This window comes from Brevibacterium sediminis (genome assembly GCF_024895295.1).
GTDB classification, from domain to species: domain Bacteria; phylum Actinomycetota; class Actinomycetes; order Actinomycetales; family Brevibacteriaceae; genus Brevibacterium; species Brevibacterium sediminis.
The window spans coordinates 326,249-343,025 of sequence record NZ_JAHQRN010000005.1; the positions used below are offsets into that span (position 1 = coordinate 326,249).

Sequence of the window (16,777 nt, forward strand, 5' to 3'; positions counted from 1 at the left end):
GCCTCACCCGGACGTTCACCAGATCAAAGAAGAATAAGGACAAACGTATGTCATTGACGCGCCTGACCGCTGCTGCCATCGCCGGAGCCACCGGCCTCGCTCTCCTCGCCGGATGCGCAGGCGGCAGTGAGGAAGCAAACCAGGGCGCTGCCTCCGAGACGCGCACCGTCACCGATGCGACCGGCGCGGAGGTCGAAGTGCCCGCGGTTCCGAAGGCCGTCGCGACACTGCACTACGCCGCCACCGAGACCCTCATGGATCTTGACGCGCCTCCCGTGGCGCAGGGCGAGTACCAGGATCCGGCCGTGCCCGAGGAGTGGCTCGATGAACTCGAGGGGATCCCCACAGTCAGTCAGCAGGAGCCGGACCTCGAGAAGCTCGCCGAGGCCGAACCCGACCTCATCCTGTCCCCGAACATCTTCGAACCGGAGATGATCGAGCAGCTCGAGGAGATCGCACCCGTCTACCAGTTCACCCTGCGCGGCGGAGACCGCGCGAATTGGCAGCAGCGTGTTGGGGAAGTCGCAGACGCCGTCAACAAGACCGATCAGCTCGACGAACTCGACAGAGAATTCACTGCTCGGCAGAAGCAGCTCGGCGAAAAGCATTCCGAGGTCACCGAGGGTACCACGATCGGAGTGGTGTCCTCCTTCGAGGAGAACTCGGCATATCTGTGGGGCAGTGAGAACATGCTCGGCACGATTCTGTCCCCACTCGGGTTCGATTGGTCGGCCGACGAGGACGCCATGGTGAAGAAGTACGGCAAGGCCGAACAGGGAGGCAATAAGTCAGGGACCGTCGAGCCCGAAGCTCAGATCTCGCTGGAAGTCCTCGACCGCAGTCTGTCCGATGCCGACATCATCTTCGTCAACTCGGACCTGCGCGGCGACTATGACTCGTTGACGAAGGCGCTCATGAACTCGGCTGTGTTCAAAGACCTCCCGGCTGTCCGGGCCGGACACGTCTATCCGATCGGCAAAGCCACAATCGCCGGATACGCCGACGCGGATTACGGTCTCGACCTTGCCGAGAAAGCCATCACCGAATACCAGAAGGACTGAGCCGCACTACTCAGCCGGCGCCCGGCCTGTGGCCCTCGGCCTCATCGAGGATGAGGAGCGAGCGGGAGGACACGACGCCCGGGACTTCGTGGATGCGGCGGAGGATCACCTGCGACAGTGCGGTGTTGTCCGGGGCGTTGACCGTCACCAAGGCGTCGATGTCCCCGCTGACGGCTTGAACCTTCTCGACGAAGGGGAGTGCTGCCAGGTCGTCACGGACCTGCGGCCAGGGGCGCTCGCCGATCTTGACGACGACGACCGCGGTCACGGTCATGCCGAGGGCCTCGCGGTCCACCTCGGCGGTGAATTTCCTGATCGCACCCGATTCGATGAGGGTGGTGAAGCGCTTATGCGCGGCGGAGCGGGAGATGTGGACGCGTTCGGCCAACTGGCGCACGCTCAGGCGCGAGTCCTCGACGAGGGCGGCGATGATGCTGCGGTCGATGTCGTCGAGGTCGAATGCCACGGGGCGCTCCTTCACCATTGATGTCTGCGTCTTGCCTGCGACCTCTGCGTCCAGCCTGCCCGGATGCACTCGCACGGAGGGGCGGCGATGGCCACCGGCAGGACTGGTCGGTCTGCGTCCCATTCTAGGGCCCCGCCTCGGCGATGGGACGACCCCGCGTCGAGGTCCCGACGTCGACGACAGGGGGACCACCTCGGTGGGGGAAGTGCACGAGGTTACGGAGTCCGACGCACTGGACAAATTCTGTCGATCGTTCGTACAGTAACGGAGATATCTGTGGTGCCTACCACGTACCATGGGTGATGGACATGATCGGTTCTAACCCGGACCCGGTCAACGGACGGAAATCAGCCACCTGTAGATTATGAGACGAAAGTCTCACGCAGCTGGAACTGCTTCACGAACCTAAGGAGTCATCCTTGAAGATCGCGGTGTTGGTCAAAGAGGTCCCGGATACGTACGGCGACCGCAAGTTGAACTTGGAAACCGGGCTCGCCGATCGCGGCGCCTCGGAAGCCGTCCTCGATGAGATCGGTGAGCGTGCCCTCGAGGTCGCCCTGACGCAGAAGGACTCCGACGGCGACACCGAGGTGACCGTCATCTCGATGGCGCCCGATACCGCGACCGCGACGATCCGCAAGGGTCTGGCCATGGGTGCCGACAATGCCGTGCACGTGGCCGATGAAGGTTTGGCCGGTGCGGATCTCGGGCTGACCGCCGAGGTGCTCGCCGCCGCTCTGCGCCGCGGTGAGTTCGACCTCGTCGTGACCGGCAACGTCTCCACCGACGGCAACGGCGGCATGATGCCGGCGATGCTCGCCGAGCACCTCGACTACCCGCACGTGACCGGCCTGACGACCGTCGAACTGGGCGACGGCAAGGTCTCCGGCACCCGCGCGGTCGAAGGCGGCAAGCAGCAGGTCTCGGCCGAACTGCCCGCCGTCATCTCCATCACCGAGGCGCTTCCCGAGGCCCGATTCCCGAACTTCAAGGGCATCATGGCGGCGAAGAAGAAGCCCTTCGAGGTCATCAGCCTGTCCGATCTCGACATCGACGCCGAGGACCAGTCCGTGGCCCGCTCGATCATGGTCACCGTCGCCGAGAAGCCGCCGCGCGAAGCCGGCGAGAAGGTCGTCGACGAAGGCAATGGCGGAGTCGAACTCGCCGAATACCTCACCAAGAACCGTCTGGCCTAAGGAGAATCGTCATGTCAGAATTCCCGCAGGACTCCATTCTCGTCGTCCTCACCTCCGATTCCGAAGGCCAGCTGGAGAAGCCGGCCGCCGAACTGCTCGGCGGTGCCGCTGAGATCGGCTCGCCCGTCGCCCTCGTGCTCGCCGCCGGCAGCGCCGACGCCGCTGCCGAGAAGGCCGCCGAACTCGGCGCCGTGGCGACCCTGACCGCCGCAGCCACCGAGGGCAACCTCGGCACCGCGGCCGTCGACGCCGTGGCCGCAGCCGCGGAGCTCACCGCTCCCGACGCTGTTCTCGTGCCCAATACTCTCGACGGTCGTGACATCGCCGGTCGCTACGCCGTGCGCAGCGGATCGGCCGTATCCGTCGACGCCACCGGTCTCGAACGCGACTCCGAGGGCATCGTGGCCAACCATTCCGTCTACGGCGGCGGCTACACCGCTTCCTCGGCCCCGACCTTCGGTGCCCCCATCGTCACCGTGCGCCTGGGCTCGATCGAGGCTCGCGCAGAAGCACAGTCCGCAAACACGCAGGCCCTCGAGGTCGCCGATTCCGGCAAGCGCTCGGCCGCGATCGACTCGTTCGAAGCCGTCGTCGAAACCTCCTCGCGTCCAGAGCTGCGCGGCGCGCAGAAGGTCGTCTCCGGTGGTCGCGGCGTCGGCTCGGAGGAGTCCTTCGAGCTCGTCGGCGAATTCGCCGACACCCTCGGTGCTGCCGTCGGCGCCTCCCGTGCGGCCGTCGACGCCGGCTACATCGCTCAGTCGCACCAGGTCGGCCAGACCGGTGTGTCGGTGTCCCCGCAGCTCTACGTGGCGCTCGGCATCTCCGGCGCGATCCAGCACAAGGCCGGTATGCAGACCTCGAAGACCATCGTCGCGGTCAACAAGGACGCCGAAGCTCCGATCTTCGACATCGCCGATTTCGGCGTCGTCGGCGACCTGTTCAAGGTCGTTCCCCAGGCCATCGAATCACTGAACGAGAACAAGTCCTGATATGGCAACCTATTCCAGTTCGCTGCGCTCGGGTCTGCCCCGGGTCGAAGGCGGAGACCCCTGGCCCCCGGAGGGCACCATCGGCGAACCCTTGGAAGAGGGCGCGTCGTGGCTGCCGGAGACTGCCGAGACGGAGGAACTGGATGAAGGTTCCCCCGCCGAGGCGGCCGAGTCCGATGTGACCGAGGCCGAGGAGTCGACGGGGGCAGAGGCTTCCGCTGAAGCGGAGGAGCCAACTGAGGACTCCGTTGAGGACGCCGCTGAGGAATCGGTCGATGAATCGGCTGACGAATCGTCGTCGGGTGCTGCTGTTGCGGCGGGCGTCGGCGCTGCCGGTGTCGCCGCTGGTGCTGCGGGTGTTGCCGCAGCCGGTGCCGATGACGCGGGTGAGTCGGCTGACTCGACTCCTGCCGGTGAGCCTGAGGCCGACGCCGCTCCTGCGGCCGAAGTGCCTCTGCGCCGCGGCCTGCCGCGCGTCGAGGGTGGAGAGCCCTGGCCGCCGGAAGGTCTTGCTCCTGCAGGAGTGAAGGCCACCGGTGCCTCAGCTGCTCCCGTTGCGTCCGCTGAACCGTCGGCTCCGGAAGAGACTGCAGTCGAAGAGGATGTCGCTGTCGAGGATTCGACCGAGGACGCGGCGCCCGCTGAATCGGACGAACAGTCCTCGGCTGCCCCGGCTGCCGCTGCCGCGACGGCTGGTGCCGGAGTGGCTGCCGGCGCTGCCGTCGCCGCTTCCGGTTCGGACGATGAGTCGGCTGCCGCAGAATCTGCCGCCGCCGATGCTCCCGCTGCCGAATCGGCTCCTGCCGCCGAGGTTCCGCTGCGTCGCGGTCTGCCGCGTGTTGCCGGTGGAGAGCCCTGGCCGCCGGAAGGCTTCGCGCCCGCCGGGGCCAAGGCCGCAGGCGGCTCGGCTGGCGCTTCTGCACCGGCAGCAGCTGCATCCGCTCCTGCCGAGAGCACTGCGGAGGAATCCGCAGCTCAGGTCGACTCTGCCGAAACCGCTTCGGCTGAAACGTCAGCCGATTCCACGTCTGAATCCTCGTCCGCTGCTCCTGCGGCGGCCGCCGCAGCTGGTGCTGGCGTTGCCGGTGCCGGTGTGGCTGCAGCAGCCGCGAACGGCTCGGGCTCCGGAGAACTCTCCGATGTACCGTTGCGCCGCGGACTTCCCCGCACCGCCGGGGGAGACCCCTGGCCGCCGGAAGGCTTTGCTCCGGCACACGCTGCCAAACCTGCCACAGGCTCGGCCGCCGCTTCGGCTCCGGCTGAAGAGAAGGCCGCCGGCGCCACGTCGACGGGTGCCGAATCTGCCGACGAAGCGCAGGCGCCGGCCGAGACGAAGCCGGATGCGAAGCCGGCTGCAGCTGACGAGTCCGGTGAGAAGAAGCCCCAGGGCCGACGCACCGGAATCGGCGGTGTCGGTGCCGGCGCGGCAGCCGCAGGTGCGGGAGCCGCTGCCGGTGCAGGTGCCGCAGCAGCGGGAGCCGCCTCGGCGTCGGAGAAGAAATCCGACGAAGCCGAGAAGAAGCCGGCCCAGCGCAAGCCGATGGCTAAGCCTGCGGCGAAGACCGCGGACAAGCCTGCCCAGCGCAAGCCGATGGCCAAGCCCGCAGCGAAGTCGGACGACAAGGCTGCGGCTCGCACCGCGGACAAGCCGGCCGCGAAGACGGCACCGGCTGCGAAGGCCACATCGTCGAGTTCGGGCAGCACCGCCTCGGCGAAGCCTGCAGCGAAGAAGGAACCGGTCATGATCGGTTCGAAGTCGCTGGGACAGTGGTCCAAGCTCGTCGGACTGGGACTCGGCGGACTCATCGTCGTGGCCGGGATCCTCATCCTCGCCGCGCGCGGTGTCACGACCCTGCCGGGCGTGCCGGAGTTCCTCGAACGCTACCCGGGCGAATACCACATCCCGGAATTCGTCGAGCCCGGCTTCCCGGGCTGGGTGCGGTGGACGCACTTCCTCAACATCTTCTTCATGGTGCTCATCATCCGTTCGGGTCTGCAGGTGCGTCACCAGCAGAAGCCGCCGGCGTTCTACACCCCGAAGAAGGGTGGGAAGAAGATCAGCATCAACCTCTGGCTGCACACGAGCCTCGATCTGCTGTGGCTGGCCAATGGTGTGGTCTTCGTCGTGCTGCTCTTCGTCTCCGGGCACTGGGCGCGCATCGTGCCGACCAGTTGGGAAGTTTTCCCCAACGCGCTGTCGGCGGCGCTGCAGTACGGAACGATGGAATGGCCGATGGAAGATGCATGGGTCAACTACAACGCTCTCCAGCAGCTGATGTACTTCATTATCGTGTTCATCGCCGCCCCGCTGGCTGCGATCACGGGTGTGCGGATGAGCGAATGGTGGCCGAAGAACGCTTCGACGCTGAACAAGATCTACCCGGCGCCGCTGGCACGGGCGATCCACTTCCCGACGATGCTGTTCTTCGTGTTCTTCATCCTCGTCCACGTGTTCCTCGTGTTCACGACCGGACTGCGGCACAACCTCGGCTACATGTTCGCGGGAACCGAGATGCTCGGATGGGCCGGACTCGTCTGGTTCCTCATCGCGATGGTTGTGGTCGTGGCCGGTTGGTTCGCCGCCAGGCCGCTGCTGCTCGCTCCGATCGCGAATCTCTTCGGACGCGTCTCGAGCAGGTAGCTCTTTCAGCTCAGACGCGCGGCGATTGACAGCGAAAGGCCCTGTCGGACATTCAGTCCGACAGGGCCTTTCTCGTGGACGGATCGGGCCGCCTCGGCGAGGGGAATGTTCCGGCTCAGACCCTGCCGTGGGTGGCCACGTGGCGGATCGTGCGGACGATCATCAGCGCCAGGAGGACGATGCCGACGTAGCCGTTGATGACGTAGACGATGTTGACCATCTGCGAGAACGGCAGGACGAGGCCGATGATCGTGCCGAGAAAGGCGAGGGCGATTGTCACGTACTTGAACTTCTTCGTCTTGTCGTCGAAGAAGCGCGATGACACCGTCCACAGCAGCGGAATCGCCGTCGTGTAGATTCCGGCGAGGATCATCACGGAGATGAGCGCCCCGACCCACGGTCCGAGACTGCTGGCGAGAACGAGCATCGGGATCTCGGCGTCGAAGACCTCGCCGATGTTGGCCAGCAGCCCGAGTCCGACGACCATGCAGGCCAGGGAGAAGGCAATGCCTCCGACGAAGCCGCCGGCCGTGGCCTCGCGGCGGTTCTTCACGGTCTTGCCGAGGGCGGCGAGGAACGCTGCGAGCCAGAGCATGCAGAATCCGACATAGGACAGCCCTGAGAGGAACCAGTTCGACGACGCCTGAGTGACGTCGAGGCTCGGCAGGATCTCAACTCCGGTGGAGATGCCTTCGGGGTCGCGCATGATGCCGTAGACGCCGAGGGCGATCGCGACGACGACGATGACCGGGCCGATCTTGCCGATGACGTCGACGAGGCTCGTCAGCCCGAACCACACGGTGGCGCAGACGACAGCGGCCAGGGCGATCCCGCCGATGAACTTCGACAGTCCGTAATGCTCCTCGAAGACCGCCCCGGCACCGGCGATCATCACGGTGAAGGACAGGAAGACGAAGAGGATCGAGAAGTAGTCGAAGAACGTGCCGAGGTACTTTCCGCCGTAGTAGTAGAAGACGCGTGAGGGTTTCTCGAACTGCTCCCGCCTGCCCGTGAGGAAGAGCTCGACAGCGACGTAGGAGATGAGCACGAGCACCAGAAGACCGGTGCCGAAGACGCCCCAGAAGCCGTAGGACGCGTAGTACTGGAGGATCTCTTGACCGGTGGCGAAGCCCGAGCCGATGAGGAACGCGATGATCGCCCCGGCATAGGTGATGACCCGCAGAAGGCTGGTCTTCTCGGTCGTGGCCAGATGGGTGGCAGTGGAGGTCTCAGCCATGGAAGTCCTTCGTCGTTGAGGGAATGAGGTGGTCGACAGAGTCAGGTCGACAACTGATATATCACATTCAAGCACGTTAGCGTGTGTTTGTGATCACGTCAACGGATGCTGGGGTTCAGCGACGGCGTCGTTGTTGGCGCGGGCCGGTGGAACGACCTCGGGGCGGTGGCGCCACCTCGGTGGAGTGGAGCGGTGGAGCCACCTCGGTGGGGGTGTGCTGGCGATTACGGGGAATCGTGTCTCCTGCGGGCGGATCCGCCACGAAATATGGCGAGATTTCGTGGTGGATCCGCCCCCGGGTGACAAGCGTCGTTCCGGGCGGTGCTGGGGAGTTCGGCGCTGCCCTCAGCGCAGGGTGGTGCGGACGGTCTTGTCGAATTCGCGGACGTGCTCGGCGGCGCGGGCGGCGACAGTCTCCTCGTCGCCGTCGAGGATGGCCTCGAGCAGATCGATGTGCTCCCGGATGTGAGTGACGAGATCCGGGATCCCCGGGATGACGAGGCACCAGATGCGGGTAGCCAGATCATCGAGGCGGATCAGCGTCTCCGACAGGTGCGGATTGTCCACTGAGCTGTAGATGAGGCGGTGGACGTCGAGGTCGCGCTCCATGAGGGTGCGCTGCTCGTCGGTCGATTCGAGTGCCTTGAGGTCGGCGATCGAGGCCGTGAAATCCGCGCGCCGCTCCGGGGTGAGGTTGCGTGCCGCACGCCGGGCGGCGATAGGCTCGAGTGCTTCGCGCATCTCGGAGATCGTCGACAGATCGGTGAGGTCGACATTCGTGGCGAAGGTGCCGCGCCGCGGATACGACACGACGAGGTGATCGCGCTCGAGTCGCTTGAGGGCCTCGCGGATCGGCGTGCGGCCGACCTCGAGCTCGGCGCTGAGGGCCGCCTCGTTGATCGGATCGCCAGGGGCGATGTCGAGCATGATGAGACGGTGGCGGAGGATCTCATAGGCGCGATTCGCCAAGGACGTCGTCGGTGACGTCGCGTCGGCGGATGTGCTCATGAGAAGCCCCTTCATAATCTCTGCGGCAAACGTATTGCATCGGCTGGAATTCTCTGCCTACACTACAGGAACGCATCTGATATATTAGTTGCCGATCAGCTGGGAAAGGCCGATCGCGACAGGTCGAAGGAGATCCATGACAGAGCAACTCGCCAATCCCGCAGAAGCCGGCACGGCCAGTGCCCCGGCAGGCGCTTCCGCTGGGACCTTCCCCAGCCGTGAACCCGTCGAACTGAGCACCTCGATCGCTGAACTCGATCCGCAGATCGCCGGATTCATCGATGCCGAACTGGCCCGGCAGCGCGAGGGACTGGAGATGATCGCCTCGGAGAACCACACCGCCTCGGCCGTCATGGAAGCTCAAGGGTCAGTGCTCACGAACAAGTACGCCGAGGGCTACCCGGGCCGCCGCTACTACGGCGGCTGCGAACACGTCGACGAGATCGAACGCATCGCCATCGACCGCGTCAAGGCACTCTTCGGTGCCGAGTACGCAAACGTCCAGCCGCACTCCGGCGCCCAGGCCAACGCCTCGGTCATGCACGCCCTCATCCGTCCCGGCGACACCGTCCTCGGACTCAATCTCGCCCACGGCGGCCACCTCACCCACGGGATGAAGATCAACTTCTCCGGCCGCCTCTACTCGATCGTCCCCTACGGCCTCGATGCCGAGACTGGACGCGTCGATATGGCCGAGGTTGAACGCCTCGCTCACGAGCACCAGCCGAAGCTCATCGTCGCCGGCTGGTCGGCCTACACGCGACAGCTCGACTTCGCAGAGTTCCGCCGCATCGCCGATTCCGTCGGTGCCTACCTCATGGTCGATATGGCCCACTTCGCCGGACTCGTCGCCGCCGGACTCCACCCCTCACCGGTCCCGCACGCCCACGTCGTGTCGTCGACGACGCACAAGACCCTCGGCGGCCCCCGAGGCGGCATCATCCTCACCAACGATGCGGACATCGCGAAGAAGATCAACTCCGCCGTCTTCCCCGGACAGCAGGGCGGACCCCTCGAACACGTCATCGCCGGCAAGGCAGTGGCCTTCGGCTTGGCCGCCACCGACACCTTCGTCGACAAGCAGAAGCGCACCCTGGCCGGGGCGAGCGAACTCGCCCGCCGCCTGACCGAATCCGATGTCGCCGAACGCGGAATCTCCGTCCTCACCGGCGGCACCGACGTCCACCTCGTCCTCGTCGATCTGCGCAACTCGACCCTCGACGGAGCCCAGGCCGAAGATCTGCTCGCCCAGATCGGCATCACCGTCAACCGCAACGCCGTTCCCGACGACCCCCGACCACCGATGGTCACCTCCGGTCTGCGGATCGGCACCCCGGCGCTCGCCAGCCGCGGATTCGGCAGCGAAGCATTCGCCGATGCGGCCGACATCATCGCCGAAGTGCTCAAGGCCGGCACCGACGAGAACGGAGCCAGCCCGGAGACCATCGCCGAACTGAGCGAACGCGTCACCCGACTGGCGAACGACCACCCCCTGTACCCCACCCTCACCGAGATCGGAGCACGCTGATGGCTGACCAGCTTCCCGAACACCCCGACTTCCTGTGGCGCAACCCGGAGGCGAAGAAGTCCTACGAAGCCGTCATCGTCGGCGGCGGCGGACACGGACTCGCCACCGCCTACTACCTGGCGAAGAACCACGGAATGACGAACATCGCCATTCTCGAGCGCGGCTGGTTGGCCGGGGGCAACATGGCCCGCAACACGACGATCATCCGGTCGAACTACCTGTGGGACGAATCCGCCGCGATCTACGAGAAGTCCCTCAAGCTCTGGGAGCAGCTGCCCGAAGAGCTCGAGTACGATTTCCTCTTCTCCCAGCGCGGCGTGCTCAACCTCGCCCACACCCTCCAGGACGTGCGCGAATCCCAGCGCCGGGTGAACGCGAACAAGCTCAACGGCGTCGACGCCGAATGGCTCGATGCAAGCCAAGTCAAGGAAGTCTGCCCGATCATCAACATCGGCGACGACCTCCGCTACCCCGTGATGGGCGGCACCTATCAGCCGCGCGCCGGCATCGCCAAGCACGACCACGTCGCCTGGGCCTTCGCCCGCAAGGCCGATGAGTTGGGCGTCGACATCATCCAGAATTGCGAAGTCACCGGCATCGAACGCATCGGCAATCAGGTCGTCGGCGTCCAGACGAACCGCGGACCGATCGCCACCGAGAAAGTCGCCCTGGCCGTGGCCGGCGACTCCTCGGTGCTCGCCGACATGGCCGGGATCCGCCTGCCGATCCAGACCCACCCGCTGCAGGCGCTGGTCTCCGAACTCTTCGAACCCGTGCACCCGACCGTGGTCATGTCCAACCACGTCCACGTCTACGTCTCCCAAGCGCACAAGGGCGAACTCGTCATGGGCGCCGGCGTCGACTCCTACAACGGCTACGGTCAACGAGGCGGCTTCCACGTCATCGAGGAGCAGCTGGCCGCCGCGGTCGAACTGTTCCCGATCTTCGCCCGCGCCCATGTGCTGCGCACCTGGGGCGGCAACGTCGACGTCACCCTCGACGCCTCACCGATTGTGTCGAAGACGGAAGTCCAAGGACTCTACGCCAACTGCGGCTGGGGCACCGGCGGCTTCAAGGGCACCCCCGCGGCGGGCTTCACCTACGCACACACCATCGCGAACGACGAACCTCACCCGCTCAACGCCCCATTCGCCCTCGACCGCTTCGAAACCGGTCACCTCATCGACGAACACGGCGCCGCAGCCGTGGCCCACTGAGCCGGACGCGGAAGGAAAGAGACACCGACATGCTGCTCATCGACTGCCCGAACTGCGGGCCACGCGACGAAACCGAATTCCACTACGGCGGACAGGCGCACGTTCCCTACCCCGAAGACCCGCACGCCCTGACAGACAAAGAATGGGCCGAGTACCTCTTCTACCGTGAGAACAGCCGCGGCGCCTACGCCGAGATGTGGAGCCACAGCGCTGGCTGCCGGAAGTGGTTCAACGCCATCCGCGACACGGCCACCTACGACTTCACCGCGATCTACCCGATCGGCTCGTCCCGTCCCGACACGCAAGGAGAGGTTCGATGACGAACACCACCCGCCTGCACTCGGCGTCTCGTCTGCCCGGTGCCACCGGCATCGACACCGCCCGCCCGATCGATTTCACCGTCGACGGAGCGACCTACTCGGGCTTCGCCGGTGACACGATCGCCAGCGCGCTCATCGCCGCCGGCCGCATCGACTGCGGCAACTCGACGTACCTCGGACGCGCCCGCGGCATCCTCGGTGCCGGCGTCGAGGAGTCCAATGCGCTCGTCCGCGTGCACCCCCGGTTCCCCGGAGACGTCTCCGAGTCGATGCTGCCCGCCACCCGCGTCGCCCTCGCCGATGGTCTCGAGGCCGACTACCTCGCCGGACTCGGCATCCTCGACCCCGGCCAGGACGAACTGACCTATGAACACAAGCACGTGCACACCGACGTTCTCATCGTCGGCGCCGGCCCTGCCGGACTCGCCGCGGCCCGGGAAGCCGGCAAGTCCGGTGCGCGCACCCTCCTCCTCGACGACCAGTCCCTGCCCGGCGGCTCGCTGCTCGCGGCGGGACCGGCCACGGCCGAAACGATCGACGGCGTCGACGCCCTCGCCTGGGTCGAGTCCACCGTCGCCGGGTTCGCCGAGCACGAAGAGCTCACCTACGTGAAGAACACCACGGTCTTCGGCAGCTACGACTCGAACTACTTCGTCGCCCTCGAAGACCGCACCGACGCCGTCGCCGCTGCCGGTGGCCGCGGAGTGCGCCAGAAGGTCTGGCACATCCGCGCCGGTCAGGTCGTGCTCGCCACCGGTGCGCACGACCGTCCGATCGTCTTCGCCGACAATGACCGTCCCGGCATCATGCTCGCCTCGGCTGTGCGCACCTACCTCGGCCGCTACGGTGTGGCCGCCGGGCAGAACGTGGCCGTGGCGACGACGAACGACTCCGCCTATGACCTCGTCACCGACCTCCACGCGGCAGGCATCACCGTCCCTGCGGTCATCGACTCCCGCACCTCAGCCTCGGCGATCGCTGAATCCGTCACCGCAGCCACGGGCACCCGTCTCATCCTCGGCTCCGCCGTCACCGGCACCGCCGGTGAAGGACCCGCCGGACGGGTCAGCGCCGTCACCGTCGCCGGACTCGACGACGACGGCGTCGCTGCTGCTGAGAGCGAAGAGATCGCCGTCGACCTGCTCGCCGTCTCCGGCGGGCATTCACCGGTCATCCACCTGCACGGTCAGCGCAAGGGCAAGATCCACTGGAACGTCGACATCGCTGCCTTCGTGCCGACGACCTCAGTGCGTGACCAGTTCACCGTCGGCGCAGTGACCGGGGACTACTCGCTCGAAGCGGCTCTGCGGCAGGGCGCCGAGGCGGGGAACCAAGCGGCGAACCGCACCGGCTTCCCGGCCGCGCTCGCCGTGCCCGCAGCCTCGGCGATGGCCTATGCTCCGGCCCGTCCGCTGTGGCTGGTCACCTCGGCGCAGGACGATCACGCGAACCTGAGCACGCACTTCATCGACTTCCAGCGTGACCAGACCGTCGCCGATGTGCAGCGGGCGATGGGCGCGGGCATGCGCTCGGTCGAGCACATCAAGCGCTACACCTCGATCTCGACGGCGAACGATCAGGGCAAGACCTCAGCGGTCAACGCGATCGGCGCGATCGCCTCGGTGCTGGGGGAGGCCGACGATCTCGGTCAGGTCGGGCACACGACCTTCCGCGCCCCCTTCGCACCGGTGCCCTTTGCGGCGCTGGCCGGACGGCGCAAGGGCGAACTCTTCGACCCGGCCCGGGTCACCTCGATCCATCCCTGGCACGTCGCCCACGGTGCCGAGTTCGAAGACGTCGGGCAGTGGAAGCGCCCCTGGTACTACCCGAAGCCGGGCGAGGACATGGAGGCGGCGGTGCTGCGCGAGGGCAAGGCCGTGCGCGAATCCGTCGGCTTCCAGGACGCCTCGACGCTCGGCAAGATCGAGATCCGCGGGAAGGACGCCGGGGAATTCCTCGGCCAGATCTACACGAACGGCTTCAAGAAGCTGGGGGTCGGCAAGGGCCGTTACGGGCTGATGTGCAAGCCCGACGGAATGGTCTTCGACGACGGCGTGACCCTGCGCGTGGCCGAGGACCGCTACTACATGACGACGACGACCGGCGGGGCGGCGACCGTCCTCGAATGGCTCGAGGAATGGCACCAGACCGAATGGCCCGACCTCGACGTCGTCTTCACCTCGGTGACCGAACAGTGGTCGACCGTCGCCGTGGCCGGACCCCGGTCCCGCGATGTCATCGCCAAGGTCGCACCGAACCTCGATGTGTCGAACGCGGCCTTCGAGTTCATGGGCTTCCGTGAGACCACCCTGGCGAACGGCATTCCCGCTCGTATCTGCCGGATCTCGTTCTCCGGAGAGCTCGCCTTCGAGATCAACGTCGACACGTTCTACGGGCTGGCCGTCTGGGAAGCCGTCGCCGAGGCGGGTGCCGAGTTCGACATCACCCCCTACGGCACCGAGGTCATGCACGTGCTGCGTGCTGAGAAGGGCTTCATCATCGTCGGGCAGGACACCGACGGGACCGTGACCCCGCAGGATGCGGGTATGGAGTGGATCGTCTCGAAGGTCAAGGACTTCATCGGCAAACGCTCCTACTCCCGGGTCGACACGGCCCGCGAGGACCGCAAGCACCTCGTCGGAGTCCTGCCGGTCGACGGTACGACGCGTCTGGCCGAGGGCGCCCAGCTCATTGCGGCGGGCACGCCCGTCACACCGGAGGACGGACCGGTGCCGATGATCGGGCATGTCACCTCGTCGTATACCTCGCCGAGCCTCGACCGGCCCTTCGGTCTCGCGCTCGTCGAGAACGGCCGCAACCGCGAAGGTGAGATCGTCAAGTCTCCCTTCGGCGACACCCTCGTCGACGTCGAGATCACCTCGCCCGTCTTCTACGATCCGGAAGGAAACCGCCGCGATGGCTGACACCACCTATTCCACCCCTGCGACGGCAGAGTCCCCCTCGACGGCTGAAGCGCAGACCGCCCACACGGGCACAGGGTCGAGCGGACTCGATGACCTGCGGGTCTCGCCGGCCGCGCACCTCGCCGGGCTGATGTCCGAGGCGAGTGCCGCCGGCGGCCGCAGCGTCGGCCTGCGCGAACTGCCCTTCACGGTGCAGATCGGCCTGCGGGCACAGCCTGACTCCGCATCGTGGACGTCACTCGAAGACACGTTCGGTCTCAACCTGCCGCGCAGCGTCGGCGAAGTCACCGGTGATCCGGCGGCTCAGCACGTGCTGTGGCTGAGCCCCGACGAGTTCCTCGCCGTCGATGTCTCCCGCGAGCAGCAGCCGGGAGAGACGATCGTCGCCGAGGCAGGACTCGAGGGACTGCCCGGACAGGCCGTCGATCTCTCGGCCAACCGGACGATCCTCGAACTGACGGGGGAGAAGGCCCGGGACGTGCTCGAGAAGAGCTGCCGCGCCGATCTCCACCCTCGCGCCTTCGGCATCGGATCCGCGATCGTCACGGCGCTGGGTCCCGTGCCGGTCATCCTCCACCACAGCGGTGAGGACACCTACCGCGTCTACCCGCGGGCGAGCTTCGCGGACTTCACGGTCCGTTGGCTGCTCGATGGAATGGCGGAGTTCCTCGACAGCGTCGATGCCAGCGGAGCCTCGGCGCGTGAAGAGGACGTCGGCTGATGGCACTCGGGGTCCTCGATCTGTTCTCGATCGGCATCGGCCCCTCCTCCTCACACACGGTGGGGCCGATGCGTGCAGCCTTGCGATTCGTCGACGAACTCGAGGGGCAAGGTCTCCTGCATCGGGTGCGTCGGGTCCGGGTCGGACTCTATGGTTCGCTGGCCGCGACCGGCATCGGGCACGGTTCGGATTCGGCGGTGCTCGTAGGTCTGAGCGGTTTCGATCCCGAAACGCTCGACCCCGACCAGGTGGGTCCGCTTGTCGCCGAGGTGGAGACCCAACGCAAGCTCCACCTCGGCGGGCGTCTCGTCATCGAATTCGAACCGGAGACGGATCTCGTCCTGCACATGCGGAAGAATCTTCCCGGCCATCCCAATGGGATGCTCATCCGCGCCGAGGTCGATGATGAGGTCATCGAGCGCGAGTACTACTCGGTCGGTGGGGGATTCGTCGTCACCGCCGAGGAGCTCGCGGCCGAGAAGGACGCTGCGGAGACGATCGAGGCGTCTGAACAGGCCGGGCAGGAAGTCGGTCGGACGATTGATTTCGCCACGGCCGATGAACTCCTCGCCCGCTGCCGCGAGCATGGGCTGAGCATCGCCGAGCTCATGGCCGTCAACGAACGCGTGACCCGCAGTGATGAGCAGCTGCGGGAGAAGCTTTTGTCGATCTGGGCGGTGATGCGCGAATGCGTGCACAACGGGTGCACGCGGGAGGAGACGACGCTGCCCGGCGGGCTCAAGGTGCGCAGGCGCGCCCCCGAACTGCGGGCGAAGCTCGAGGACGCGGACTACCGGGCATCGGGTTCGCTCGATGCCCTCGAGTGGGTCAACCTCTATGCCTTGGCCGTCAACGAGGAGAACGCCTCGGGCGGGCGGATCGTCACTGCCCCGACGAACGGGGCCGCGGGCATCATTCCCGCGGTGCTCCATTACATGGACCGGTTCGTCACCGGCGACGGGACGGCTGGCGGGGATGCGAGCTCCGGTGACGGAGCAGGCACCGCCGCTGGTGCGAGTGCTGCCGACGATGCCGTCGTGCAATTCCTGCTCACGGCCGGGGCGATTGGGATCCTCTTCAAACGCAATGCGTCGATCTCCGGCGCCGAGGTGGGCTGCCAGGGGGAGGTCGGATCGGCCTGCGCGATGGCTGCCGCAGGCCTGTGCGCCGTACTCGGCGGAACTCCCGAACAGGTGGAGAACGCCGCGGAGATCGGACTCGAGCACAACCTCGGGCTGACCTGCGATCCCGTCGGCGGGCTCGTCCAGGTTCCGTGCATCGAACGCAATGCCATCGCCTCGGTGAAGGCGATCAATGCGGCCCGGTTGGCCATGCACGGCGACGGCTCCCACCGGGTGAGCCTCGATCAGGCGATCGAGACCATGCGGCAGACTGGAGCCGATATGAAATCGAAGTACAAGGAGACATCGCGCGGCGGCCTCGCCGTCAACGTCGTCGAATGCTGAGCA

General features: G+C 66.5%; 13 protein-coding genes. 10 read left to right on the forward strand and 3 right to left on the reverse strand.

The annotated features are described in order from the left end of the window. Positions 1–47: 47 nt before the first annotated feature. Positions 48–1,061, forward strand: coding sequence for an ABC transporter substrate-binding protein (locus tag KTJ89_RS13730; RefSeq protein WP_259358108.1), 1,014 nt, complete (start codon positions 48–50; stop codon positions 1,059–1,061). A gap of 10 nt (positions 1,062–1,071) precedes the next feature. Here the strand turns inward: KTJ89_RS13730 and KTJ89_RS13735 are convergent, their stop codons facing one another. Continuing rightward, on the reverse strand, positions 1,072–1,527 hold the full coding sequence (locus KTJ89_RS13735) for an Lrp/AsnC family transcriptional regulator (protein WP_009883814.1): 456 nt from the start codon (positions 1,525–1,527) through the stop codon (positions 1,072–1,074). A 419-nt stretch (positions 1,528–1,946) separates the two neighbouring features. Here KTJ89_RS13735 and KTJ89_RS13740 point away from each other — a divergent pair, with 419 nt between their 5' ends. The 3 genes from KTJ89_RS13740 to KTJ89_RS19265 are packed head-to-tail and all read left to right on the forward strand — an operon-like array spanning position 1,947 to position 6,353. Beyond that, complete coding sequence (locus KTJ89_RS13740) at positions 1,947–2,723, forward strand: electron transfer flavoprotein subunit beta/FixA family protein (protein ID WP_259358109.1); 777 nt, start codon at positions 1,947–1,949, stop codon at positions 2,721–2,723. Positions 2,724–2,734: 11 nt separating this feature from the next. Next, positions 2,735–3,712, forward strand: a complete 978-nt coding sequence (locus tag KTJ89_RS13745; RefSeq protein WP_259358110.1) for an electron transfer flavoprotein subunit alpha/FixB family protein — start codon at positions 2,735–2,737, stop codon at positions 3,710–3,712. A 1-nt stretch (position 3,713) separates the two neighbouring features. Then, the gene (locus KTJ89_RS19265; protein WP_310650300.1) at positions 3,714–6,353 is read left to right on the forward strand and encodes a cytochrome b/b6 domain-containing protein; all 2,640 of its coding nucleotides are present in this window, start codon (positions 3,714–3,716) and stop codon (positions 6,351–6,353) included. Between the two features lie 115 nt (positions 6,354–6,468). Here KTJ89_RS19265 and KTJ89_RS13760 read toward each other — a convergent pair whose 3' ends face one another. Both KTJ89_RS13760 and KTJ89_RS13765 read right to left on the reverse strand, forming a co-directional pair. Then, positions 6,469–7,590: a YkvI family membrane protein gene (locus tag KTJ89_RS13760; protein ID WP_259358111.1), complete on the reverse strand. Its 1,122-nt coding sequence runs from the start codon at positions 7,588–7,590 to the stop codon at positions 6,469–6,471. A 345-nt stretch (positions 7,591–7,935) separates the two neighbouring features. After that, positions 7,936–8,598, reverse strand: a complete 663-nt coding sequence (locus tag KTJ89_RS13765) for a GntR family transcriptional regulator (protein ID WP_172172964.1) — start codon at positions 8,596–8,598, stop codon at positions 7,936–7,938. A gap of 136 nt (positions 8,599–8,734) precedes the next feature. Here KTJ89_RS13765 and glyA point away from each other — a divergent pair, with 136 nt between their 5' ends. The 6 genes from glyA to KTJ89_RS13795 are packed head-to-tail and all read left to right on the forward strand — an operon-like array spanning position 8,735 to position 16,774. Next, the gene (gene glyA, locus KTJ89_RS13770) at positions 8,735–10,126 is read left to right on the forward strand and encodes a serine hydroxymethyltransferase (protein WP_310650301.1); all 1,392 of its coding nucleotides are present in this window, start codon (positions 8,735–8,737) and stop codon (positions 10,124–10,126) included. Beyond that, a complete protein-coding gene (locus tag KTJ89_RS13775; RefSeq protein ID WP_259358112.1) occupies positions 10,126–11,343 on the forward strand; it encodes a sarcosine oxidase subunit beta family protein in 1,218 nt (405 codons plus the stop codon). The genes glyA and KTJ89_RS13775 overlap by 1 nt, the downstream gene beginning before the upstream one ends. 29 nt (positions 11,344–11,372) lie before the next feature. Continuing rightward, on the forward strand, positions 11,373–11,663 hold the full coding sequence (locus tag KTJ89_RS13780; RefSeq protein ID WP_259358113.1) for a sarcosine oxidase subunit delta: 291 nt from the start codon (positions 11,373–11,375) through the stop codon (positions 11,661–11,663). Continuing rightward, positions 11,660–14,587, forward strand: coding sequence for a 2Fe-2S iron-sulfur cluster-binding protein (locus KTJ89_RS13785; RefSeq protein ID WP_259358114.1), 2,928 nt, complete (start codon positions 11,660–11,662; stop codon positions 14,585–14,587). The genes KTJ89_RS13780 and KTJ89_RS13785 overlap by 4 nt, the downstream gene beginning before the upstream one ends. Further along, complete coding sequence (locus KTJ89_RS13790) at positions 14,580–15,308, forward strand: sarcosine oxidase subunit gamma (RefSeq protein ID WP_259358115.1); 729 nt, start codon at positions 14,580–14,582, stop codon at positions 15,306–15,308. Before KTJ89_RS13785 ends, KTJ89_RS13790 begins: the two co-directional genes overlap by 8 nt. Next, a complete protein-coding gene (locus KTJ89_RS13795) occupies positions 15,308–16,774 on the forward strand; it encodes an L-serine ammonia-lyase (protein ID WP_259358116.1) in 1,467 nt (488 codons plus the stop codon). Before KTJ89_RS13790 ends, KTJ89_RS13795 begins: the two co-directional genes overlap by 1 nt. Positions 16,775–16,777 lie beyond the last annotated feature (3 nt).

Excerpts from the sequence above, each read along its gene's own strand:
- KTJ89_RS13780 (WP_259358113.1), top strand. The coding sequence starts at position 11,373 with ATGCTGCTCATCGACTGCCCGAACTGCGGGCCACGCGACGAAACCGAA.
- KTJ89_RS13760 (WP_259358111.1), bottom strand. The coding sequence starts at position 7,590 with ATGGCTGAGACCTCCACTGCCACCCATCTGGCCACGACCGAGAAGACC.
- KTJ89_RS13745 (WP_259358110.1), top strand. The coding sequence starts at position 2,735 with ATGTCAGAATTCCCGCAGGACTCCATTCTCGTCGTCCTCACCTCCGAT.
- KTJ89_RS19265 (WP_310650300.1), top strand. The coding sequence starts at position 3,714 with ATGGCAACCTATTCCAGTTCGCTGCGCTCGGGTCTGCCCCGGGTCGAA.
- KTJ89_RS13730 (WP_259358108.1), top strand. The coding sequence starts at position 48 with ATGTCATTGACGCGCCTGACCGCTGCTGCCATCGCCGGAGCCACCGGC.
- glyA (WP_310650301.1), top strand. The coding sequence starts at position 8,735 with ATGACAGAGCAACTCGCCAATCCCGCAGAAGCCGGCACGGCCAGTGCC.
- KTJ89_RS13790 (WP_259358115.1), top strand. The coding sequence starts at position 14,580 with ATGGCTGACACCACCTATTCCACCCCTGCGACGGCAGAGTCCCCCTCG.
- KTJ89_RS13795 (WP_259358116.1), top strand. The coding sequence starts at position 15,308 with ATGGCACTCGGGGTCCTCGATCTGTTCTCGATCGGCATCGGCCCCTCC.
- KTJ89_RS13775 (WP_259358112.1), top strand. The coding sequence starts at position 10,126 with ATGGCTGACCAGCTTCCCGAACACCCCGACTTCCTGTGGCGCAACCCG.
- KTJ89_RS13785 (WP_259358114.1), top strand. The coding sequence starts at position 11,660 with ATGACGAACACCACCCGCCTGCACTCGGCGTCTCGTCTGCCCGGTGCC.
- KTJ89_RS13765 (WP_172172964.1), bottom strand. The coding sequence starts at position 8,598 with ATGAGCACATCCGCCGACGCGACGTCACCGACGACGTCCTTGGCGAAT.